Source organism: Nostoc sp. NMS2 (assembly GCF_017115105.1).
Taxonomy (GTDB): domain Bacteria; phylum Cyanobacteriota; class Cyanobacteriia; order Cyanobacteriales; family Nostocaceae; genus Nostoc.
In genome coordinates, this window is sequence record NZ_JABXKH010000087.1 from 15,722 (window position 1) to 39,464 (window position 23,743).

22 protein-coding genes are annotated in these 23,743 nt (G+C 41.0%); 11 read left to right on the forward strand and 11 right to left on the reverse strand.

Going from position 1 to position 23,743, the window contains the following annotated elements:
* Positions 1-15: 15 nt before the first annotated feature.
* Positions 16-348, reverse strand: coding sequence for a DUF5615 family PIN-like protein (locus tag HWQ36_RS16115; protein WP_292704631.1), 333 nt, complete (start codon positions 346-348; stop codon positions 16-18).
* Positions 345-596 carry a DUF433 domain-containing protein gene (locus HWQ36_RS16120; protein ID WP_292704608.1) on the reverse strand — a complete coding sequence of 84 codons (252 nt, stop codon included), beginning with the start codon at positions 594-596 and terminating at the stop codon, positions 345-347. Before HWQ36_RS16120 ends, HWQ36_RS16115 begins: the two co-directional genes overlap by 4 nt.
* Before the next feature lie 642 nt (positions 597-1,238).
* Here HWQ36_RS16120 and HWQ36_RS16125 point away from each other — a divergent pair.
* Positions 1,239-2,471, forward strand: a complete 1,233-nt coding sequence (locus HWQ36_RS16125; protein WP_292704633.1) for a DUF262 domain-containing protein — start codon at positions 1,239-1,241, stop codon at positions 2,469-2,471.
* A gap of 3 nt (positions 2,472-2,474) precedes the next feature.
* Entirely contained in the window at positions 2,475-2,813 is a 339-nt protein-coding gene (locus HWQ36_RS16130; protein ID WP_292704635.1) for a HEPN domain-containing protein, read from the forward strand.
* Positions 2,814-3,059: 246 nt separating this feature from the next.
* Here HWQ36_RS16130 and nifD read toward each other — a convergent pair whose 3' ends face one another.
* The 8 genes from nifD to HWQ36_RS16170 form a co-directional block, all read right to left on the reverse strand.
* The gene (gene nifD, locus HWQ36_RS16135) at positions 3,060-4,520 is read right to left on the reverse strand and encodes a nitrogenase molybdenum-iron protein alpha chain (RefSeq protein ID WP_292704638.1); all 1,461 of its coding nucleotides are present in this window, start codon (positions 4,518-4,520) and stop codon (positions 3,060-3,062) included.
* Positions 4,521-4,671: 151 nt separating this feature from the next.
* Entirely contained in the window at positions 4,672-5,565 is an 894-nt protein-coding gene (gene nifH / locus HWQ36_RS16140; RefSeq protein ID WP_292704640.1) for a nitrogenase iron protein, read from the reverse strand.
* 467 nt (positions 5,566-6,032) lie between these two features.
* Positions 6,033-6,389 carry a group 1 truncated hemoglobin gene (locus tag HWQ36_RS16145; protein ID WP_196526300.1) on the reverse strand — a complete coding sequence of 119 codons (357 nt, stop codon included), beginning with the start codon at positions 6,387-6,389 and terminating at the stop codon, positions 6,033-6,035.
* A gap of 255 nt (positions 6,390-6,644) precedes the next feature.
* On the reverse strand, positions 6,645-7,544 hold the full coding sequence (gene nifU / locus HWQ36_RS16150) for a Fe-S cluster assembly protein NifU (protein ID WP_292704644.1): 900 nt from the start codon (positions 7,542-7,544) through the stop codon (positions 6,645-6,647).
* 130 nt (positions 7,545-7,674) lie between these two features.
* Complete coding sequence (nifS, locus tag HWQ36_RS16155; protein WP_292704646.1) at positions 7,675-8,883, reverse strand: cysteine desulfurase NifS; 1,209 nt, start codon at positions 8,881-8,883, stop codon at positions 7,675-7,677.
* A 26-nt stretch (positions 8,884-8,909) separates the two neighbouring features.
* On the reverse strand, positions 8,910-9,263 hold the full coding sequence (locus tag HWQ36_RS16160) for a 4Fe-4S binding protein (RefSeq protein ID WP_292704648.1): 354 nt from the start codon (positions 9,261-9,263) through the stop codon (positions 8,910-8,912).
* Between the two features lie 140 nt (positions 9,264-9,403).
* Positions 9,404-10,849 (reverse strand): nitrogenase cofactor biosynthesis protein NifB, encoded by a 1,446-nt coding sequence (nifB, locus tag HWQ36_RS16165; protein ID WP_292704717.1) that lies wholly within the window; start codon positions 10,847-10,849, stop codon positions 9,404-9,406.
* Between the two features lie 1,083 nt (positions 10,850-11,932).
* Positions 11,933-13,555: a sorbosone dehydrogenase family protein gene (locus HWQ36_RS16170; RefSeq protein ID WP_292704650.1), complete on the reverse strand. Its 1,623-nt coding sequence runs from the start codon at positions 13,553-13,555 to the stop codon at positions 11,933-11,935.
* A 1,050-nt stretch (positions 13,556-14,605) separates the two neighbouring features.
* Here HWQ36_RS16170 and HWQ36_RS16175 point away from each other — a divergent pair.
* The 9 genes from HWQ36_RS16175 to HWQ36_RS16215 all read left to right on the forward strand — a co-directional run bounded on the left by HWQ36_RS16175 (position 14,606) and on the right by HWQ36_RS16215 (position 21,607).
* Complete coding sequence (locus HWQ36_RS16175) at positions 14,606-15,319, forward strand: hypothetical protein (protein WP_292704652.1); 714 nt, start codon at positions 14,606-14,608, stop codon at positions 15,317-15,319.
* Positions 15,320-15,357: 38 nt separating this feature from the next.
* Positions 15,358-16,407, forward strand: coding sequence for a hypothetical protein (locus tag HWQ36_RS16180; RefSeq protein WP_292704654.1), 1,050 nt, complete (start codon positions 15,358-15,360; stop codon positions 16,405-16,407).
* 1,050 nt (positions 16,408-17,457) lie between these two features.
* Positions 17,458-18,198 (forward strand): serine O-acetyltransferase, encoded by a 741-nt coding sequence (cysE, locus tag HWQ36_RS16185; protein WP_292704656.1) that lies wholly within the window; start codon positions 17,458-17,460, stop codon positions 18,196-18,198.
* 66 nt (positions 18,199-18,264) lie between these two features.
* The gene (locus HWQ36_RS16190) at positions 18,265-18,507 is read left to right on the forward strand and encodes an Asr1405/Asl0597 family protein (protein ID WP_292704658.1); all 243 of its coding nucleotides are present in this window, start codon (positions 18,265-18,267) and stop codon (positions 18,505-18,507) included.
* Positions 18,508-18,793: 286 nt separating this feature from the next.
* Complete coding sequence (locus HWQ36_RS16195) at positions 18,794-18,991, forward strand: DUF2949 domain-containing protein (RefSeq protein ID WP_041565135.1); 198 nt, start codon at positions 18,794-18,796, stop codon at positions 18,989-18,991.
* A gap of 371 nt (positions 18,992-19,362) precedes the next feature.
* A complete protein-coding gene (nifV, locus tag HWQ36_RS16200; protein WP_292704660.1) occupies positions 19,363-20,496 on the forward strand; it encodes a homocitrate synthase in 1,134 nt (377 codons plus the stop codon).
* Entirely contained in the window at positions 20,483-20,770 is a 288-nt protein-coding gene (locus tag HWQ36_RS16205; protein ID WP_012407236.1) for a nitrogen fixation protein NifZ, read from the forward strand. The genes nifV and HWQ36_RS16205 overlap by 14 nt, the downstream gene beginning before the upstream one ends.
* The gene (nifT, locus tag HWQ36_RS16210) at positions 20,745-20,948 is read left to right on the forward strand and encodes a putative nitrogen fixation protein NifT (RefSeq protein WP_114083693.1); all 204 of its coding nucleotides are present in this window, start codon (positions 20,745-20,747) and stop codon (positions 20,946-20,948) included. Before HWQ36_RS16205 ends, nifT begins: the two co-directional genes overlap by 26 nt.
* A 113-nt stretch (positions 20,949-21,061) precedes the next feature.
* Positions 21,062-21,607 (forward strand): (2Fe-2S) ferredoxin domain-containing protein, encoded by a 546-nt coding sequence (locus HWQ36_RS16215; RefSeq protein ID WP_292704666.1) that lies wholly within the window; start codon positions 21,062-21,064, stop codon positions 21,605-21,607.
* 603 nt (positions 21,608-22,210) lie between these two features.
* Here HWQ36_RS16215 and HWQ36_RS16220 read toward each other — a convergent pair.
* The gene (locus tag HWQ36_RS16220; protein WP_292704668.1) at positions 22,211-23,140 is read right to left on the reverse strand and encodes an XDD3 family exosortase-dependent surface protein; all 930 of its coding nucleotides are present in this window, start codon (positions 23,138-23,140) and stop codon (positions 22,211-22,213) included.
* Positions 23,141-23,743: the final 603 nt, after the last annotated feature.

Genomic DNA, 23,743 nt, shown 5'->3' on the forward strand with positions numbered 1-23,743 from the left:
ATCCCCCGCAAAGCTTTAGTACAATTCTAAGCAATGCAGACTTGGATTATTCAAAAGCTCCTGAATTATCTCCACCCCAGAACGAAGTAAAGATCCAACTTGCTTTGTGGGTGCATTTCCGCAACGTAGCCATACAACTTTAGGTGGAGAACCGTACAAACGGCTTCTTTCGGCAAAGTCTACATCTTGAGTTACGATGCAAAAGTCATTGGTTTTAGCAAATTCCCATATTTCAGTATCAGTCTTCACTTCCAGTCCATGAAACTGAACATGACTAGAATCAGGGAAAACGTCTGCTAATTGAGTTACCAGCTTGCGACTCAAATTTTGATCAAAAAGCAGCTTCAAACACCACCTACCGTTTGCGTAGCGTTTGGTAGAGAGGCAACTAAACGATGTTCACGGTCAGCAGCAAACTCTAGACTTGCCCTAATATCTTCTTCTGTTAATTCAGGGAAATCGTCTAATATCTCTCCATGAGACATACCAGCTGCCAACCAGCCTAGAACATCGTACACGGTGATTCGCATCCGTCGAATGCAAGGTTTACCACCTCGCTTGTCCGGTTCAATTGTAATAATATCGTGATAGCTCATGGTGATTATAAACTGCGTAGCATCTTTCTAAGTCTAAAACAGCTTCACATAGCGGTGCAAGGGTTCGCTGTTCGCCTAGTTTATTGTCGAGTCAGGGCGATCACAACAACAGTCTACTTCTTTTACTGCGATGTCTACAACGGGCTATTCAGCGTCGCACTATCTCGTAAATTAGTTTTATTAACGCGCAATCATCGGGATTTCAGCAAAGTAGTCGGACTGTTAATTGAGGATTGGACGGTTTAATGCGACACCGAATAGCCCGTCGCAGACATCGCTACAACACTCTACTTCTCGTGCATCTCACACACAATCTTTAAATATACAGTGGCGTGTTGTCAAGTTGGGGCGATCCCAGTGATGAGTAACCAACAAAGTCAAAAGATCAGAGGTAGAAGTTTGCTGATTTACTTAGGCTTTGTTTGATCGAATTTTATTAAGGAAATTTACGAATACTCTAAGTAAGGATTGTTATACGGAAAATATGTATAATATGTAGTTAACAGCTTCATTTCTGACTGAGGTCAATGGTTAGAGGTTATGTGTTAATGTTCAGCACCTAGTTGCGATGAAGTTAACGGTTAGTATAGTTTCAACATTGGGAGTAAAGCAATTGGCACTTTGTATCTTAGGTAATTTAGAATGACTAACTCATCAAACCCTCAAACTAATGAGGATACCGAAGTGTCCGAAGCGCAGTTTGAAAAAAATGAACCAGTCAAATGGTTTGATAGCGATTCTCAGCCTGATGAGACATATTCAATCAATGAGTATGAAATAACTACATCGCCTAATGATTTTAATATTAAGACGATGTATGACTTTATAAAATCTGGCGCTATCAATATTCCAGGTTTCCAACGTAATTATGTCTGGGATATTAAAAGAGCTTCAAAACTAATTGAATCTATCATAGTTGGCTTACCTATTCCACAGATATTTCTTTATCAGGAATCAAGAAACAAATTTTTGGTAATAGATGGGCAACAACGCTTAATGTCTCTCTACTATTTCATTGAGCAACGCTTTCCAAAAGACGAAAAGAGAACTATTTTGAGGCGAATTTTTGAAGAGAATGGCAAGATTCCAGATGAAATTCTGGGAGATGATGCCTATTTCACCAAATTCAACTTGCAATTGCCCTCAAGTTTACCAAATCATCCCAATAAGTTAAATAAAATCAACTACTCAACCCTAGATGAATATAAGATTGCATTCGATTTGCGAACTATAAGAAATATCATAATCAAGCAGAACTTTCCAGAAGAAGATGATTCTTGTATATATGAAATTTTTAATCGCCTAAACTCTGGCGGTATAAATTTAAAACCTCAAGAGATTAGGACAAGCCTATATTATTCTGATTTCTACAATATGTTGTATCGGCTCAATACTCTACCTGCCTGGCGACGAATAATTGGAGTTGACGAACCGGATCTGAATATGAAAGACATTGAAATTCTCTTAAGAGGATTTGCAATGTTAGTTGAGCGCCAAGAATATCAGTCGTCTATGGTGAAGTTTCTCAATAGCTTTTCTAAGAACTGTAAAAAATTGAAAACTGAACAGATAGATTACCTTGAAAGGCTATTCCACTCTTTTTTAGAGGCTTGCTCAGAATTGCCAGAAAAAGCATTTTATCGAAAGACAACTAATAAGTTTAATATTTCTATTTTTGAAGCGGTGTTTGTCGCTCAATGTGGACATTTTTTTGAAACACGTCAGTTTGTTGAAGGAAAGATAGATACTGAAAAGCTCGAAGAACTAAAAAGTGATACAGAGTTTGTAGAAGCCATACAATCTCAAACTACCAGTAAGGAAAATGTCAACAAAAGATTACAAAAAGCGGCAATTATTCTGCGTAAAGAATTGTGATTTATGATAAGACAAAGTATTGTTGACCGAATTTATCAAGATAATCTAGACCTTCTCAAATTTCTAGAGGAGAAAAACGAGCCATCTTTTATGGTTCAATTTAATATTGTTTTTACCAAAACTTTACTACTCTCAGCAGCAAGCTACTTTGAACATGAGATTTGTCGAATGGTTCAAACATTTATTGAGTATAAAACTCAGAATGATGAATGCATTGTTTCAATAGTTAAACAGAAGGCGATCGAAAGACAATATCACACATATTTCGATTGGGAAGAGGGAACCTCCAGAGCTTATTTATCCGTCTTTTCTGCGTCCAATCATTTCAGTCTAGCAGGTTAACACTTTATGGAGCAAATGGACAAAATATTGTACTATAGTGTGAATGAAAATTTTATCTGCTGCTGCTCAATTTAGCTACTACGCTATATTTAATCTAAAAAATGGTCGTTAAAAATAGTCTTTTGTTTTACAGTTTTTCTTAGAGCAAAATGCAATAAAAATCTAAAACCCAGACTCCATAAGAGTTATGCTATCTAAAGTATCAAAACCGATTATTCTTAGATAACCCTGCAACTTGCATTTAGGCTAGAAATAGACTCTTTTTCCTCCCGTCGCGAAAAAACCTTGCATTATATGATGTTGAAGTGCGTTGGCGCGTAGCCCGCCGTAGGCATCGCTAGGTTCGGAGTAATCCCAAGAGTGCATTTGACGGAAAGGAAGACCCATCTTTTGGAAGACGTACTTCTCTTTCACACCAGAAGCTACTAGGTCAGGCTTCAGCGCTTTGATAAATTCCTCGAATTCGTAAGCGGTAACGTCGTCATAAACGATGGTGCCGTTTTCGATGTAGTGAGTGGTACGTTTGTAGTCGTCATTATGAGCGAACTCATAACCAGTACCAATCATCTTCATGCCCAAGTCTAGGAAAGCTGGGACAACGTGGCGAGGACGTAGACCACCAACCATGATGGCAACAGTCTTACCATCCAAACGGGGGCGATACTTAGCAATTACCGCATCCATTGTGGGTTGATATTTGGCGATAACCTTCTCAGCGTTTGCTTGGATTGTTTCGTCAAACTTGGAAGCGATTTCCCGTAAAGATTCAGCAATCTTGGTGGGGCCGAAGAAATTATACTCAAGCCAGGGTATTCCATAAGCTTCTTCCATGTGACGGCTGATGTAGTTCATCGACCGGTAACAGTGGATGAGGTTCATCTTCACATTGGGGGTCATCAACATTTCGTTGATGGTGCCATCACCTGACCACTGAGCGACTACGCGCAAGCCGATTTCTTCTAACAGGATGCGGCTAGCCCAAGCATCTCCACCGATGTTGTAGTCACCAATGATGGCTACATCATAAGGAGTACCTTCAAACTTGAGTGTACCGTCTTTCTTAGCTTGGTCGGATCTGGTGAATACCCAGTCACGAACCATGTCGTTAGCAATGTGGTGTCCCAAGGATTGGGAAACACCCCGGAAGCCTTCGCAACGCACAGGTACAACTGGCTTGCCAATTTCTTTGGATGTCTTCCGAGCAACAGCTTCGATGTCATCCCCAATTAGACCGATGGGACATTCAGATTGAATGGAAACACCACGGTTGAGGGGGAACAGTACATCTAGTTCTTGGATGAGCTTGACAAGTTTCTTGTCACCACCGAACACGATATCTCTTTCTTGGAAGTCAGAGGTGAAGTGCATGGTACCAAAGGTATCAATACCTGTGGTGCCGATGTAGTAGTTACGACGACCAGACCAAGACCAGTAACCGCAACCTACAGGCCCGTGGCTGATGTGGATCATGTCCTTAATAGGACCCCAAACCACACCTTTAGAACCGGCGTAAGCACAACCACGAGCGGTCATTACACCTGGAAGGGATTTGATGTTAGACTTAACGCCGCAATCGGACTTACCTTCTTCGTATACACTTAAGTGCTTTTCCCGTTTTTTCTTAGCTTTATCGGGATAAGCGTCTAGAACTTCTTTAATTAGTTCTTTTCTTTCTTCGATGATGTTTTGATTTTCTGGAGGTGTCATATTTAGCCTCTGTGACTCGTAAGGATCGGGGCATAGGGGGACTAGGAGTCCCCTCTAAGGTTAGGGGGGAGATGCAAGAGAGAGGGTAAAAGGGAAGAATATAAAACTCTTCCTTTTTCCTTGTGCTAAAGCGTTATTTCTTAGCAGCGACTTATGATACAGGAGCTTCAGCAGCAGTCTTACCAACCAACTTGGCAGCATTTTCGTCGCTTTCGAGAATACCGAATTCAATCAACAATTCTTCTAGTTCTTCCATTTCGATGGGTGTAGGAATAGCTAGATTCTTGTTGTCGATAATTTTCTGAGCCAAAATCCGATATTCGTTAGCTTGGTTGCTTTCAGGTGCGTACTCGTTAACAGTCATCCGGCGCAATTCTGCGTGTTGAACAATGTTGTCACGGGGTACGTAGTGAATCATTTGGGTGTTCAACCGTTTTGCCAAGGTTTCGATTAGTTCGATTTCCCGGTCTGTGTTACGGCTGTTACAAATCAAACCACCCAAGCGCACGCCACCGGTGTGAGCATACTTAAGAACACCACGAGCGATGTTGTTAGCTGCATACATCGCCATCATTTCACCAGATGTAACGATGTAGATTTCTTGTGCCTTACCTTCGCGGATTGGCATTGCGAAACCACCACACACAACGTCACCTAATACGTCGTAAGATACGAAGTCTAGGTCTTGGTAAGCACCATTTTCTTCTAAGAAGTTGATGGCGGTGATGATACCACGACCAGCGCAACCTACACCGGGTTCTGGCCCACCAGATTCTACGCAACGAACGTCACGGAATCCCTTGAGCATTACTTCTTCGATTTCGATATCTTCTACTGCACCACGTTCTGCGGCGAGGTGAAGAACGGTTGTTTGAGCTTTGCTGTGTAGCATCAAACGGGTGGAGTCAGCTTTAGGGTCGCAACCGACGATGAGGATGCGTTGACCCATTTCTGCCATAGCTGCCAAGGTGTTTTGGGAGGTGGTAGATTTACCGATACCGCCCTTACCATAGAAAGCTATCTGTCTTATGTTTTCTTCTGTCATTGTTCGTGTTTCCCTGCAATTGGTTGGTTGGTGGGTCTGTGCGTTTGTCAGTTGCGTTCACGCCAGTTGAGCGACAGTAGTGAGCGCGTGTAGAGCATCGTTGGTAGCGTTGGCATAAATGCCTGCTGGGGGCGATCGCTCCACAGCTAAAATTATTGAAAGTAAGTACATATATTTCCTGGTTAAATTTCTTTTCTTTTTGTCCTTTGTCCTTTGTCATTTGTTTTGACAAAGAACAAAGAAAATTACGCAATTTACAAATACGTCATAATGTGCTTTAGCTGAAAAAACCAAATAGGATTTGACTTTGCTATTTGTCAACAATCAATGCGTAATACCAAATTGGGATACGTAGTATTGTTTGGAATTTTTGGAATAGCCTTGTAGTCAAGTTTTTCAATCCAAAATCCAAAACTTGTACTGAGCGAAGTCGAAGTATCTAAAATCCAAAATTGGTATAAGTCCTATTACTTGTTCAAAATAGCGCCCTTCATATTTGTGACGCGATCTAGTGCAGCTTTGGTGTCTTCTGCTGACACTCCACGCACAGCCATTGCTTCACCGAGATGCTTGGCGATCGCATCGAAGTGTGGTTGCTGTAAATTCATTCCAGCGTGGGTTTTGTCCATTGGACGACCGCCGTATTGCTTTGGCCCCTCAAATATTTGAGATAAGAAAGCAACTAGATGATTACGTTGCTTCGCCATGTCTGTACCAGCAAAAATGGGACTGAGGAGGCTGTCTGCGGCAATGCGTTTGTGGAGTTCATCTACTACTTGTTCAATAGCTGGTTGTCCACCAATGTTGTCGTACAATGTACTCATATCCTGTTCCTTTGAAGCGAGTTGGATGATGAAATTTGCAAGTAGGCGCTTAATCTCTCTGCCTATATGCTGTTAGCAGTAATAGTGGTAGGACTGATACCAATTCGTAATTCGTAATTCGTAATTCGTAATTAAGAAAGAATTGGGATGAAGCATTGAGTGGAGACAATGATTCGATTCAAGTCCTACTTTCTGTTTCTGGCTGAATGCATATTAGGGCGTATTTGTCGAGTACGATAAGTCCTACAGCAATTCCTAAACTGCTTCGACTACAAGGCTCTTGCTGACACGATCTTGTAATCTGGCTTCGATCGCAATTTTCAGAGTTGCTGTACTACTAGAACAGGAACCGCAAGCACCTTGCAGTACAACTTTAACGCGATCGCCTTCTACATCATAGAGTTCTACATCTCCACCGTCTGCAATCAGTACGGGTCTGACTTCTTCATCGAGAACCTTTTGAATTAGAGCAATCTTTTGCACGTTGGTTAGCGATCGCTCTTTAGACGTAACAATTTCTGTGGCAACTTTTACGCCGTAATTGTTGAGAGCAGGTGAGGCGTATTCCTGTTGAACTGATCTAATAATATCATCGATATTAGCCAGACAGGAACCGCATCCGCCACCAGCTTTTACATAATTTGTTACTTGTTCAGCATCCGTGAGATGATTTTCTAGAATCACGCGACGAATCTTAGACTCGCTGATGCCAAAGCAACTGCAAACTAATGCACCTTCATCATCATCATCGTGGGTAGCTAGAGGTATGCCACGATAATTATAGATAGCGGCTTCTAGGGCTTCTTGTCCCATGACAGAGCAATGCATCTTTGCTTCTGGCAAACCACCCAGGTAATCTGCAATGTCTTTGTTGGACACTTTCAGGGCTTCATCTAAGGTTAAACCTTTGACCATTTCGGTTAATGCACTAGAAGATGCGATCGCACTAGTACAACCAAAGGTTTGAAAGCGAGCATCTAGAATCTTATCAGATTCTACTTCCACTTTCAGGTGCAATCTCAGAGCATCGCCACAAGCAATGCTACCGATTTCTCCCGTTGCAACCTTAACTCCAGCTTCGCTCGTTTCTTCAATTTCTCCCTGATTTTTGGGATCGTAAAACAGTTCTAATACTTTATCGGTGTAGTCCCACATAATGAATTTTAGATTTTAGATTTTGGATTTTAGATTGGGGGATTGGCAGACAATTTTGGATTTTAGATTTTGGATTTTGGATTGGATTTCAATCTAAAATCTAAAATCCAAAATCTAAAATTCCTAGTCTCTAACGATGCGCTAGTGCTTGTTCTTGTCCTTGCAACCAACCTGCATCATCATTTTTGAAGGGTGAGAGGGCGCGTAAACGTTCTACAATACTGGGCATTACCTCTATGACTTGATCGATTTCGGCTTCTGTTGTGTAGCGACAAAGACTGAAACGGATGGAACCGTGCAAAGTTGTGTAGGGTAAGCCCATTGCCCGAAGGACATGGGAAGGTTCCAGAGAACCGGAGGTGCAAGCAGAACCGGATGATGCACAGATACCGTATTTGTTCAATAACAGTAGAATTGCTTCACCTTCGATGTACTTGAAGCCGATATTTGTGGTGTTTGGCAATCTCTGCGTAACGTCGCCGTTAACTACACAATTGGGAATTGTAGCTAGTAAAGTTTGTTCCAGGCGATCGCGCAGCTTTCTTTCTCTTGCTGTCGCTTCTTCTAAGTGTAACAGTTCTAGTTCCGCAGCTTTGCCCAAGGCGATAATTGCTGGAACATTCTCAGTTCCCGCTCTCCGTCCGCGTTCTTGGTGTCCCCCAATCATGAAGGGACGGAACCGAACCCCGCGCCGAATATATAAAGCACCAATTCCTTTTGGCCCGTGCAGCTTGTGACCAGATAGGGTTAACATATCCACGGTGCTAGCCTTCATATTCAACGGGATTTTTCCCACTGCTTGCACCGCATCTACATGGAAGATAGCGCCATATTCTTTAACGCGCAACCCAATTTGCTCAATTGGAAAAACCGTGCCGGTTTCATTATTAGCATACATAATTGTCACCAAGGCGGTGTTACCCGTCAAGGAAGCTTCTAGTTCATCTAGATCCAGCTGCCCTTGATGATTTACTGATAGATAGGTAACAGTGTAACCTTGGGTTTCTAATTGTTTGCAGACATTGAGTACTGCTGGATGTTCAACTTGGGTGGTGATGATATGACGCTTTTCTGGTTGCGCTAACAGTGCGGCTCGAATCGCCGCGTTATCTCCCTCAGTACCGCAACTTGTGTAGACAATTTCAGACTCATCGGCTCCCAGAATGGCTGCAAGTTGTTCTCTTGCTGTTCTCACTGCTTTACCGACTTGCCCACCAAAGGTATGCATACTGGAGGGATTACCGTAATAATCCGTCAGGTAAGGTAACATTACCTCTATAACTTCTGGGTCTACCTTAGTGGTAGCATTATTATCGAGATAGATGCAGTTATTTTGCATTGTTGTCTTCAATTACGAATTACGAATTACGAATTACGAATTATTTGGGGTTGGCGCTTTTGCAACTGTTCCGAGTATTTCTGAGAATAGGTGTTAAACCAACGTTCCCAGTAATCTTGTTTATTTGTTAATTTAGCGACTACGCGGTTGTAATTGGCAAACCAGCCTTCCCAATAATCGCTAGGCAGCTGAACGCAACCGTCGCAGGTGGGACAACCAGCTTTACACTGAGGCACGGTATGAATACTACCAACACAATTTGTACAAAGTTCAGGGTCAATCCAGTGCTGTCCGTCAACCACTTTAACTGCATTTGTGGGACATACCGTTAGACAGAGATTGCAGGAAATACACTGGCTAGTAAGAATTTTGTAAGCCATGATTTATTCTCCTTTTGGGAATGGGGAGTGGTGAATGGGGAGTGGGAGAGACGCGATTAATCGCGTCTGTACTGGTGAATGGGGAGTGGTGAGTGGTAAATATTGAAATTCACTACTCCCTACTCCCTACTCCCTATTCCCTAATTCCCTAATTCCTTAACGTATTGCTCGTAGAACTCCAAAGCAACCTTTTCAATTACGTCGTAAGCTTCAACAGTCTTGATTCCAGCTTCTTGCAATTTTTCTTGAGGACAGTTGCCAATCTTGGAGACTAAAACTGCTTTGCAATCTGCGATCGCTTTCATAATATGCTCAAAGGAAGCTTCTTCGCCGTATCCACCTTGGCAGTATTGGTCAATTTTACGATGACCGATAAAGCGAACTTCGTTTCCACCCACTTCGTAAATTTGGAATTCTTTGGCATGACCGAAGTGTTGGTTAACTAATCCGCCGCCTTTGGTTGCGACTGCAACTAAAACTTTCGGACTATTGGCAATTTTCTTACCGGCTAGCGCCTTATCTTTGGCTACTTTAAGTTCTTCTTTAAACTTCTCAATCCCTTCGTGAACAGTAGCGCGTTGTTCCATGTCATATTCGGGAGCCATTTCCAAGAATTTCTCTTTGGAAAATTCTTGGCTGCGGTCTTCTCCCAATAATCCGACTGCATCGGCACGACACTGGCGACAGTGACGCATCATTTTCATGTTACCAGAGCAGTTGTCTTGAACTTCTTTAAGTTCTTTGGGTGTGGGGCCGCGTTGACCGGTTAAACCGAAGTGTGTGCCATGTTCTGGTGCAGAAATCAATGGCATGATGTTGTGCAAGAATGCACCTTTTTCACGGATGACTCGATTCACTTCAACTAAGTGATGGTCATTAATTCCGGGAATCATCACGGAGTTAACTTTGCAAAGGATATCAGCATCTTTTAGAGCTTGCAATCCTTCCATCTGTCTTTCGTGGAGAATTCTTGCGCCTTCAATGCCTCTATAACGCTTGCGTCTGTAGTGAACCCAAGGATAAATCTTAGCACCGATCTCTGGATCTACCATGTTAATGGTGATCGTCACGTGATCTATATTTAATTGTTTAATGCGATCGATGTAGTCCGGCAGCATTAAACCATTGGTTGATAAGCACAGCTTGATGTCTGGTGCTTGCGCTGCAATCAACTCAAATGTGCGGAAGGTCTTTTCTGGGTTCGCCAATGGGTCGCCAGGGCCGGCAATTCCCACGACTGTCATTTGCGGAATCTTACCACCAATGACCAAAGCTTTATGTGCTGCTTCTTCTGGTGTTAGCAATTCGCTAACTACTCCAGGACGGCTTTCGTTAGCGCAATCATATTTGCGGTTGCAATAGTTGCATTGAATGTTGCAAGCTGGTGCAACTGCAACGTGCATCCGGGCGTAGTGGTGATGAGCGTCTTCGCTGTAGCAGGGATGTTTAGCAATGCGTTCTTGGAGCTGTTCGTCCCTTTCCACGGTGGTGCTGCTGGTGCTGTCGCAGCCGCAACCACCTGATTTTGCTTGGGTTGGCGATTCCGTAGCAGGGGAGTTGAGGAGTCGTGTAGACGGTGATGTCATTGAGTTTCGCAAAAGGTCGGTGGACTTGGCTGCCACTGTGGGAGATGCTGTTGCTACTCTTTCATGCCCAGAATTGAAGTCGCGTCTTCCACACTGCCTGCAAACCCTTGGGTTCGGGCGACTTGTTTTCAAGTCAGGCAGACGATAGATATCTGATGTTCGGCTGGTGTGTGTCAACGTTCGGTTCTTGGGTAGAATTGGTGCTTACAGCCGCGACTTCTCTTCACTTCAGGCATGGTGCTATCTCATCCCTCCACTCACTTTTCGCTTTGTTTCGTTTCAGAGCGTTAAGTGATTGGCGATAAAAGATTTATATCAGCCGTCTTGAAGTTAGGCGATATGTCTATCTAGGATAGAATTTATTGGATTTATTACTTTTGTACTCAAATACTAAAAACCCTAATTCTTTAAGCATTACAAGAATTAAAAAAGTTTTTTTCGGGTAGGGGTTCTAGTCTTTTTTGGTTAGGGTTCTAGTGTTTATAGATAGGGGTTCAGGATTTCTTTGTACTCAGTCAAAACCCAATCCCAGCAAGGAATTTAATCTACTTGTAACTGGGTTTGGGTTATTTAAATGTGTACTCAGATTGCCCTCAAATTCCGTCAAAAGCAATAAATGCCAAGGGTTTGAGGGTGAAAAACTGGAGTAGTCTATATCGTTCTACTCCAGAAAAAAAGCGAAATTCAATTCTGTATCTAACATATCATTTTTTTGAGGGTAAAAATGCAATTCATATTTATTTAATTTTTGCTTTGACCCTTCGACTTCGCTCAGTGTTAACAATGATATTCAATTGGGGTTCTAAGTCTTATCTGGTAAGCCATATAAGCTAGTGGAAATAGATGTGTTGCTGCACATAATTTTCAAAAACTTAGCTTTTAACTCCTATTTTTTTATTTCCACAATGAGGAGATGGGTAGGAAACTCTCGAATTTTGTGTTTGAGAGAAACAACAAACTATAATCTAACATGATCGAGCGATCGCAATGAATTTTCTGAATTGCTCATTACAAACCTTAGCAAAAAACTTAAACCCCTTCCCACGTAGGGAAGGGGAAAAATTTAAAATTCGGCGAGTGGTGCTACTTAACCTCTATAAACGAGATCGTGTTATCTAAGTCAGCCCCAAGGGATTTATAATCACCAGCACTAAATTCACGGCATCGACCACCAGTTTCATGTTGGCATACACGTACCACTGTATCTGGTGGGACACTTAATGAGCTAATAGCGTCATTTCCCACAACCTTTAAGTCACCTTGGTTGGCTTTGTATACTCCTGGAGTTGTAGCAAAAGACTGGGAAGCTCCAGCAAAATTAGCATCTCTGTAAGCCTTAACTACCTTTGCTGAGTAGGCATTAACCGCCTTTTCTGACGGCGTGTAGGAGAGCTTGTAAATGGTGCCGCTATAATCATCCGAAATTAACAAATTACCTTGTTGATCGACTACCATATCCACGGGTCGTCCCCAGACTTCTTGTGTTGCTGGAACTAGCCAACCATTGACTAAATCCATCTCCTCCCCTGGAGTCTTTGTGGTATTGTTCCAGGGAAAGTAAGCTATTTTGTAGCCCGTTTTTTTCTGTCGATTCCATGAACCATGCAGCCCCGCCACTGCCCCATTTGAGTACAGACTGGGAAAGTTGGTATTTTGTAAGAATGTTAGTCCCAAAGGAGCGGAATGGGCTTGGATACCCTTGCTAATCCTGTCCATTGCATTGCAATTAACATTTCCATTACCATTGAACTGATAGTCGCGGTCAAAGGGCATATTGTTCACGCCATTTGAAGTATCAGGATTGGGGTTACAAAATGGCCAACCGTAGTTACCGCCATCTCGAACTCGCGTAAACTCCTCTGGTGGGTGGTTGTCCACGTAGGACGGGATAATCTTACCGTAATTGCCACTGCCATCATTGAAGGGATAGGCGATGTTATCTCGATTATTAACAACTACCCAAAGGTCATTTGTGTTAGGCAAGAATCCTAATCCTTCGGCATTGCGTAAGCCTTGGGCAAAAAGCCGCCGATTGCCTCCATCTGCGTTGTACTGGTAGACTGCACCACGCACTGGATTACTGATAGTATCTTGCTTGCAGGCATTGCACGTAGAGGCAATGGACACATACAGTTTGTGATTGGCATCAAGTGCGATGTTTTTCAGTTCGTGACCATAAGCGCCTTTTAGTTCTCCTGTGCTGCTGTCTGGTAAACCAGTTACAACAATTTGACGATTTTTTGCGATTAAGTCTCCAGAGTTGTAGATGAAGCGGTTGATTTGATGAGTTTCAGAGATATAAACGTATGTGGTGTTGTTAATCTTATGAAACACAATGTCGTGTGGCTTGCGTAGACCAGTCACGAAGTCAGAAATAATTGGGTCTTTGCCGCCATTTGACCGGACAATTAATACTTTATTCGCACTGGGCTGTGATACCAGAAGATCCCCATTAGGCGCAACTGCCATAAAGCGAGCTTTGTTAATGCGAGCATAAACAGCGATAGAAAAGTTAGGGGGTACTTTCAAGTAACGGTTAATATTGAAGGGCGCATAGTTCATGCTACTAGGCACTTTCAGCTTGGTTTCAACAGACGCAGCAGGCGGTTGGCCAAACGCTGCGGTGGAAAAAACCTCTAAGGACATTAAACTAGCAACTGAGGGAATCAAACTAACTAGCGATGCAGACAATATGTGTCTAAGCATCCGTATTGGGTTTAGGGAAAACATAACCATTTTTAACTTTTCTCTAGCCTGGTAGTGATGTATCTTACACGTAACTCTCGGCTAGCCGATTTTTCCGAGAGTCAGAACAAACATTACTCAGCATACTTGTTTTTGAAAACACTTCGTTAAATATCTTTATATAGTATATATACTGCTATTTTTCCTCAGACATAAAAAAATGGGTGAACCAAGAGTTACAAAGAAAGGCACAGCGATCGCTCTTTCTAACTAAAGAAGTCCTCAAACCCAACAAAGTTATCACCACCATACCTAGCCATTAAACCTTGTACAGAACGTCTTGTAGGCGTTATTCTCCTATCAATAAGCCAAGTTAGTATTTGAAAAACCATAAGCGTTCAAGAATTGGTTCTTCTCAAAGAATTAATTTAACCTAGTAAAATCCGTGTGGTAATTGAGCGCACACAACCCTTGGTATAATTAATAGCAGATCGGGGTTATAGCGAGAGTGAATGTATGATATGAAAAATTGCGTAGGCGCAGCCCGTCGTAGACATAGCGGTTGCGAGTTAATCTTATATGTTCTTGCATCAAACTCGAAACTCTAAAATCTGGAAACACGATCCAAACTAGTGTATCTACTCGTAATCCAAATCTCAACAGAGGCGAGTATTATGCTGGACTGGTTAGCTATTTGGGGTGTAACTCAGGTTACTACTGGGTTGATTTTTAAACCCATTTTGGGTAGTTTTACTTTTTCGCTATTTTCTTCTATTGTAATTATGTTTTCTTATGGTAAATCATGTAACATCCCTTCATGATTTACAGGTTTCTAAAATACTAAATATGACACATCAAAATGGTTATCTCTAACCTAAAACTTTTTTAATGCGTCATATTAAATATCCAATACCAATCTGTGTTTTAAATAGCGATTGAGGTAGCTATACATAATGGTTAATTATGTAGAACAAAGTGCCTATTAGCAATTACTACCTTTTACGCATTGATACAAATTGGTATTATTAGTTCCTGGCTAGGAATCTTAAAAACATCTCCAAAGAAACTATTATGCAACGACTAAAAATCTTATTTGTTAGTTTTTGGCTACTTTTCTTAATGTCATGTGGTTCAAATAAAGCTGAGTTTAGTTCCAAACCTTATACCATCTTTTTAGTGCTAGCACCTATTGAAGACCCTAATAATGCTACTGATACAACCCAGTGGGATTTAGCAAGTAAAGTTGTTGGATATGTCAAGAAAGATTTGGTTTTAGTAGGTAATTCTTTTCAAATCAAAGGTATATGTAATAAAGGGCAATTATCTCCCATTGCTACAACAAACTATTCAGACGCAACTTTAAAAAGTGAAGCTATTATTCCACGAGGGCAAATTGAAGACTGGCTGCTAAACACTAGAACTGATAAGTGTACTGACTCTCCTAAAACGCTAGCCTCCCTAATTAACTTAGTAGATAGTTACTTAAAAAATCTAAAATCTTCAAAATCTACAGAGATTGATAACCAAGTAGTTCTGATCGTCCAAGCACCTTGGACAGGTTTAGATCAGAAAACCCTTAAGGAACTTCAGCAAGAAATCAATAAGATTAAAGGTAATGAACGAATATCAAAAGTATATCTTTTTGGAGTTACAACAAACGAGATTCCAAATATTTTTCATGAACTTGAACCAAAAGCTAAAGTATCTTCATCTAACTTAGATACTGGTTCAGCACGAAATAGTATCGAGCAAATCAGAACATTAATGGCACCAAAACAGCAGTAAATTAGATAATTTGAATTTAATGTAAGGAGTTAGTAATTATGGTAGTAACAGCAAATATCAATCAGGATGACGATTTTTTTGGTTTTTATCAAGAACCGCAAGATAATCAATCAACACAGCTTAAGTATGAAGAAATAGAAGAAAAGTCCCAGCAAGAAGCCAAAAAGAATTTAGATGAAAGTTGGGAAAAACTTGATCAAGTTTTTTCGGCAAGTCCTCAACTTGCAGTTGAGGTGCGGCGAACTCTCTTTGAAATGTTCAAGAATCAGTCTCAGAGAGATACGCTTAAGGTTAGAGAGAGGTGGTTCAAAGGAGAGTTAACAAGAGTCAGTAGTGTTGTTGGTAAAGCTCAAGGAGGGCTAAAGTTTTGGGAAGGTGGTAAGATTTCTTGGCCAGGCTCTATCCCTGACATAGCTAACACTATTTTTCAGTGGATTTTAAAAGCAGGTTTAGGTATTGTGCCTGTTAGTTCCACTATGGGGATTTTAGATCCTAAAATTTTAAGAAACCCTGATGCAGAAACTCTTGAAAACCCATTTTTTTGGGTAGGTCTTCTTTCTGGTATTGCTTTGGTAGAACTAACTTCAGCATCTATCTACAATTGGTTTATTAGCCAACCATCAGAAAATCGATCTGCCTCATCTAAATTATTAAAAGTTGGTTGGATACCAGATTGGATAAAACCAATTCACGTATTAGTATTTTTGATTTGGCTTGCTGAGGCTTTAATTGGCTATGGCGTACTTGTTCCAATTTTAAAACGGAACTTAGGGATGACTAAAGAAATTGCAATCAATGATTTTGAAATTCTCCTTGGTGTTTCAATGTTCGCATTAATAAATGTAATGTTTGCTATGTCTAAGGGAGAAAGAGATAATCAAGTAGTAAAACAAAAAAAGAAATTAAATTCTTTGCTTGAATATGTCAAACATATAAAGACTGAAATGAATTATTGCAAGCAGGAAGCAAAGAAAGCTAATCGAGAGTACATGAAGTATAGAAAAAGGTATGAGGAACTAACTGGTATTGGTAATAGTCCTTTTTGGTCTAAGCGTAATCAACCAAATACCCCAATTGCTAGGGTTTGAAGCAGGATTGCATATTTGCGGACTGATTTACTATTCACAATAGAAACTGCAAAATAAAGGCTTGTTATAGCAATTTTATTTGATTTGCGAGAATTACAAGCCGCAGTTCCCTGGCTTATTTAATGAGTAGGGGAACTTGTTTATTACGAATGATTCAGGATTGCTACAGTAATTTGCAAGCAACTAAGGTACAAAATGCAAAAATTAAAATCAGACACAAACAGTTTATAACTCAATACGCTTGGGTTAAGAAGAATAGTAGGTTGGGTTGAGCGTAAACGTTACCCAACAAAGCCTTGATAAGGTAAATATCTCTTGCACCAATGCAAAACTAACCCTCATCCCCCAACCCCTTCTCCCAATTTTGGGAGAAGGAGAGACAATTTCAAAGTCACTCTCCCAAGCTTGGGAGAGGGATTTAGGGTGAGTGCAAGGATTCATGTAAGAAGTCTAATTGCTATAGAAAAATTTACCTATTTTGCTGTTCTAAGATTTTGCGTAGCGTCTCGTAGAGAAGCGGCTTGCCGAAGGCATCGCTATTCTCAGACATCTATATAATAAGAAAACAGTCACGATGAGCGATAACTATATTTTGAAACGTATATCTGCATACAGACAGCAAATCCTAAAAGAAAATAAAGAAACCTGTCTTTCGCTCAACTAAATAATAAGATACTAATAGTAGTAGCATATACAAAAAATCAATTTGTAGCTTCATCTAACTCATGTTTGAGTGCATCTGAGTACAACTTAATATATTGCAAAATATCTTGACGAAATATTAGCAAAGGCTTACAGATAAAGTTTCTTGTAGCGAGTACAGAAATTCTTAACCCCTGCCCCAAAAATACTAGTACCCCCATCGTTAAATACTAGCCCCCCTAACCCCAGACAAATTTTAACTTTATGTTAAGTCGGGGTTTTGGCGTTTGAGTACAACCTTAATCAATCCAATAAATCCAATCAGCATTGGGTTTCCTATCGAGTTGGATGTCACCTGATATAAGCATAAAAATAGCAGATGACTCTTTTACCAGATAGACATTACCGATGCAACAGTCTTTAGACAGTATTAGCGATCCCCCAACTACCAAAACGCAGGATTCTACACATACATCCATGCTGAAAAATTTCCTCTCTGGCGGTTTTTTTGAGCCATTATTGAGTGATTTTCGCATTATTTTTGAGCGCGATCCCGCAGCACGGAACTGGCTAGAGGTGGTGTTTTGCTATCCAGGATTGCACGCACTCTGTTTGCATCGTCTTGCTCACTGGTTACATGGTCGAGGAGTGAGTTTTATCCCCCGATTTATTTCTCACTTGGGGAGATTTTTGACGGGAATTGAAATTCATCCAGGTGCAGAGATTGGCCAGGGTGTGTTTATCGACCACGGAATGGGTGTCGTGATTGGCGAAACTGCGATCGTGGGCGACTACACACTGATTTACCAGGGCGTTACCCTTGGCGGAACTGGTAAAGAAACTGGTAAGCGTCATCCCACGGTGGGCAAAAATGCAGTGATCGGGGCGGGTGCGAAAGTTTTGGGTAATTTGCAAATTGGCGATCGCGTCCGCATTGGCGCAGGTTCCATTGTTTTGCGGAATATCCCCAGCGATTGCACTGTTGTGGGCGTTCCCGGCCGAATCATTTCCCGAAATGAAAACGCCAGCCTTTCTCCTTTAGAACATGGAAAGCTACCCGATATGGAAGCAACCGTGATTCGTTCTTTGCTCTCGCGCGTTGAAGAACTCGAAAAACAACTGCAAACTTTAAGCGTTAAGAGTCATTAGTCATTGGTCATTTGCAAATGACAAAGGACAACTGACAACTGACAACGAACAAAGGACAAAGGACAAATGACTAATCAAACTTTAGGCGATCAAGTTTTGCAGATTCCGTTGAGCGATCGCTGGCGCATCTATCACCGATTGCAAGAGTTAAAAATTAATAGCTCTTGTCCCCCCGATGGTTCTTTACGAGTGCAAGTGAACAATTTGCTAGAAGCGATTCTAATTCGCAGTACAGTTATGCAATTTCTCGCTTCTCGTCAGGAATTATTAGAGTGGCTAGAGCGTTGCTGGCATTACAGCGATCGGTAGAGACGCGATTAATCGCGTCTGTTCAAGACAACATTAATCTTGAATTCATGACGAAATCACTGCACTTTATCCTTTTTGTTCATAGATGCACAAAGCTCAGATAGCTTTAGAGTTTGAAGCTACTGTATGCTAGCAGAATTTATTGCAGACTGAGATGGATTAGATGGGTTTAGATTTTGTTTCTTCTGCTAAATCTGAAATTCCCCTGACATATAGCAACAATTAAAAATTGGAATTTCTGATTTTTAAGTTTTCCCAAATTAAGAAATTGAAAGTTCAATCAATTATGGCGACTCGGAATAGAGATATAAAACTCCTCAATTATTTGCACAACGAACTTGAACTTTCAAATGCCGATATTGCTGTAGCTCTGCGACACCGTGAATTAGAAAATGGGCCACTACCGATGCTCCTCTGGCAGTATGGTTTAGTTGATTTGGAGCAGCTAGGAAAGATTTTTGATTGGCTAGCAGAACACAGTTAGCGAATTTTTACCCTGTAGCTCTGAGTCCCATTACCTGCCTAAAGTACACACCAATGCTCTAGAAAATCTGAGGTTACTAAGATGATTACATCCTTAATTGCTGGATTCTGTGTTTTACTTTGTTCAGGGTTTGCTAATAGTTATATTAGTTCATTGCTACTTGAACAGAATTCAACTGACATCGGTAAAAACGATTAGTAAATTATACATTGTTTTAGTTCCCTGCCATACAGATGTGATGCTGCTAATAGGTCAATAATTAAGGATCATGTATCCTACATTATGAATTGTGATATTTTTAGCATTTGCCATCGCTGGGGATTGTAGAGAGAAAGGATATTAAGAATACTTCCAAGAGAGGGATATTTGCAATGAATCAAATCATAATTAATGACACTACACTACGTGATGGCGAACAGGCGGCAGGTGTTGCTTTTACCCTACAAGAAAAAGTAGCGATCGCTAAATTTCTCGATGCTATTGGTATTCCCGAATTAGAAGTCGGTATACCGGCAATGGGTGATGAAGAAACACGTGCGATCGCAGCAATTTCTGATTTAGGTTTACAAGCAAAACTCCTCGGCTGGAACCGCGCTGTCATCTCAGATATTAAGGCTTCTATTGCTTGCGGTCTAAATCGGGTGCATATTGCCATTCCTGTCTCTGGTATCCAAATCGCCGCTAAATTCCACGGTCAATGGCGAGTAAGTTTACAAAAACTCAAAGACTGTATCAGCTTCGCCGTCGATCAAGGTCTTTGGGTAGCAGTTGGCGGAGAAGATTCTTCCAGGGCTGATGAAAACTTCCTTTTAGATGTAGCGCTTTATGCCCAAGAATGGGGTGCATCCCGGTTCCGCTTCTGCGACACCGTAGGAGTTCTCGACCCTTTCACCACCTACACCAAGGTCAAACGGCTGGTTTCAGCTTTGATGATTCCCCTAGAAATCCACACCCACAATGATTTTGGTCTGGCAACAGCCAACGCCCTTGCGGGTATCAAAGCCGGAGCTTTATCAGTGAATACCACAGTCAACGGATTGGGCGAAAGGGCGGGTAATGCAGCTTTAGAAGAAGTTGTCATGGCGATTAAACGCATCTACGGCGTTGATTTGGGCATCGACACTCCCAGTTTGCTGGAACTGTCTCAACTAGTTGCAGCCGCATCAGGTGCTAGCGTACCACCTTGGAAAGCGATCGTTGGCGAAAACACCTTTGCTCACGAATCTGGCATCCATGCTCACGGGGTATTGCAAAACCCCATTACCTACGAACCATTTGCTCCTGAAGAGGTGGGTTGGGAACGGCGTTTAGTACTAGGTAAACATTCTGGACGGCATTTGGTTTCAAACTTGCTAGAACAGCATGGAATTTTCTTGAACTCTCAAGAAACCCAATCTGTTTTAGATGCAGTGCGCCATCAATCGGTACAGAAAAAACGCAGCCTGACGACAGAAGAACTATTGAATTTGGTCAGAGAACAGAGGTACTCTCATGCAACGCGATGAATTAGAGCTAAACTTGCCACCTGCTTTTGAAATTGGTGAAAAAGTCAGAGTTCGGAAACTGCTCAAAAACGATGGTACCTTTCCTGGTAAAGAAGTCGGGCAAGTTTTAGTGAACAAAGGAGATATCGGCTACATAGCGAGTATAGGGACATATTTGCAGACTTCCTATATTTATGCTGTGCATTTCTTGGAAACAGGATTCGTCGTCGGCTGTAAGAAAAAAGAACTAGAATCTGTTGAGGAATCTCATGAAAGTAATGCTACGCATGAATGATGCCGGTACTTTAGTAGTTTACGTTGCTAAAAAAGACCTTGAAGAAGAAGTCGTCAAACAAACCGATGGAAATGATGGCAAGATTCTCACCCTAGCAAATGGTTGGGAATTAGAATTTCGTGATTTGCCGGACACAGCAAATCTACCTCAAACAGTAGAAGCTAAACGTCTCGCATAAAAACAGTTAGGAGTTAGAAGTTAGGAGTGATGAATTATAACTCTTAACTTCTAACTCTTAACTAATGACGAATGACAAATGACAAATGACTGATTACTAACTTTTTATCAATCATGGGTGACAAGCATTTGACGTTATCAGAATTGAACCTTGAGGGACAGTTACTAGGTTTTGTTGGTGGTGAATCAGGAAAATATAAATACTTGCAATTGGCAATTCCATCTGGAAATGTAGAAATTAAACTGTCTAAAGAGTTGCGCCGTTCTTTAAGTTCATCCTTAGTTCCTGGTCAGCAAATTCGCGTTTGTGGTTATAGTAAGATAGATTCGCGTACAAGTGAAATTAAAATTAAAGCCTATCAGGTAACACCAATTAAGGGGTGTCCAAAGCAAGAGTTACCACCTCAAACCAAAGCGAGGATTATGGTATGTCAAAAGGGCGGTTGTCTGAAACGTGGTGGTAAAGGGTTATTATCAGAGTTAGAAAAAACTTTGTGCGATCGCGGTTTGTTAGACAAAGTTACCATTGAACATACCAGTTGCCAAAAATGCTGCGGCAGCGCTCCCAACTGTGTTTTACAGCTTGGTAAAAAGAAATACAAGAATATTCATCCTGAAGCGATCGCATCTTTGCTAGAAAGTCACTTAACTTCAGAGTAATCAGGGTAAGCGCATCTAATTTTGTAGCTCTTGATACAGACAAAAAGCTTAAAACTTTATCTGAATATCAATTTTTCATTCAAAATAGGACGAATTGTCGTAAATGATTGAAAAAACATGGGTCAAATAGCTTTTTATGTTTTTTAACCACATAAAGACGAAAATGTCAATCCCACCCCTTGGCTCAGTGTAGTAATTTTGAACTTATTTGTGCTTTGGGTGAACCCCAAAACTACCGTGTCAATAGGGTTTGAGATGCGCTTACCCTGTCAGAGTAATAACCTTCTCTAGCTTTTCTTAAAATAATACATGATTTTGTAGGGGTAAAATTTTACCCCTATTTGTTGTAAATCAAAAATCAAATATGAGTTCTATATCTTATCAAAAAAAATGCCCTTGTTGAAAAGTAAGGGCATTGCAATTTACCTATTTAATATTTAGTGAGTAAATCTATACAAGTTGGGATACTTACTTTTCGCTTAAGCCTTATCTAAAATTCCATCACTCCAGCTATCATTTTTTCTAAGAGAAAATAGTCTTTTATCTTGTCTATAATCACTGAAGATAAATCAAGCTATATTGCGAATAGTCTCCACCCAATTGCTACGATGATTTCTTGCGTAGCTTGCTACCAGCTAAAGCCAGACCGACGATTCCTAAACCAGCGAGACTAGCAGGCTCAGGAGTTGGTTGCACAATACCAGATTTCTTGAATTCAAATGCAATTGTTTGTGTGCCATTGAATTTGTTGGCATCATAACCAGTGGTTAGCAACTGCTGCGTTACATCACCCTGTGCTAGAAACGAGATTCCATTCAGATACTTTCCAGAGTCGATAACATTGAGGTTAAATGTCTTGTCCTTGCCGTCATTGGTAAAGTAACTACTGGTCAAATCACCATAACCAACAACACCACCACCTTGTTTGACCTGAGTTTCGTAAGAAATCCATCCATCTCCTGCCAAACCACCATATCCAACAGTGTAGCCTTCTTTGATATCAGTAACTGTCTTCGCCTGAACAGAACTATAAACACCTAGTTGTTGTACCCCTGAAGCATTCGCTGAAGCGAAATGAATACCAAACAAATCCCCGCTACTCATAGCATTTTCAAAGGTTTTGCCTGCCATGTTGAAAAACAAATCACCGTATCCAATCTGACCACCGGCAGCACCCTGTTCAGCCTCTCCTGTTAACTTCATATTGCCATTGATTGCCACAATGATGCTGGTAGCAGTTTCTTTGATAGCCATACCAGAGATATCGTAGGGATTTACTGACCCTGGTGCAGCACCAACCCAGTAATTTCCGTTCATCCCATCTTTGTTTGAATCAAATGCATACTGCCAGCCGCTAGCATCAGTGGAGTTTTGACCCATCAAAAGACCGGTAGTGTCGTTCATACACTCCAAAGATATGCTAAATGCTGTTCCCTTTAAGTCGGAAGCATAGGCTCCTTGACCAGCCACAAAGAAGATTCCAAAAGTAGCTATGCCAACCTTCAGTAAATTGAATAAGGTTTGAGTTTTCATGATTTATAACTTGATTGATTTAGAGAATCACAATTTGTTTGACTTATCTATTTGTAATTGGAATTACAAAAACCTAAAAGCGTGATTCTTCTGAAAATATAATTTGGAAACCTTAACGGTAATTTTATAAAACTCAAATAAAAAATGATACTTTTAGTAAAAATTGCTTTTGTCTAACCCAATTGTATTAAAGGTGAAATAGAAGAAAAGCCAAGTGGGACTAGTAGCCTACGATTGTCTGCACCCATTTACTTAGACGGTTTTGAAAAACTTTTGGGTTTGTGTAAGCTTAATAAACCATATACTGCTAGCATCTCCGTACAGGGCATCTAAACTCGCGATCGCTAAAAGTTTTTTGTCTGCATTGATTTAGGATGAAGACTGGGACATTTATATTGCACTCTCGCTAGTTACAGCGCTTCCGGCTATTATGCAATACAGTTTTCCTCTTGCTCCTCTTTTGTCATAGCTTTCAGCTTTGAGGATGTACCTCATAGCCGCCGAAAGTGCTGTAAGGGAGTCAGGAGTCAGGGGTCAAAATTAATAAGCCTCCTGACGACTGACACCTTTATTCTGCTTCCTAGCCAAAGATGCAACCCTTCT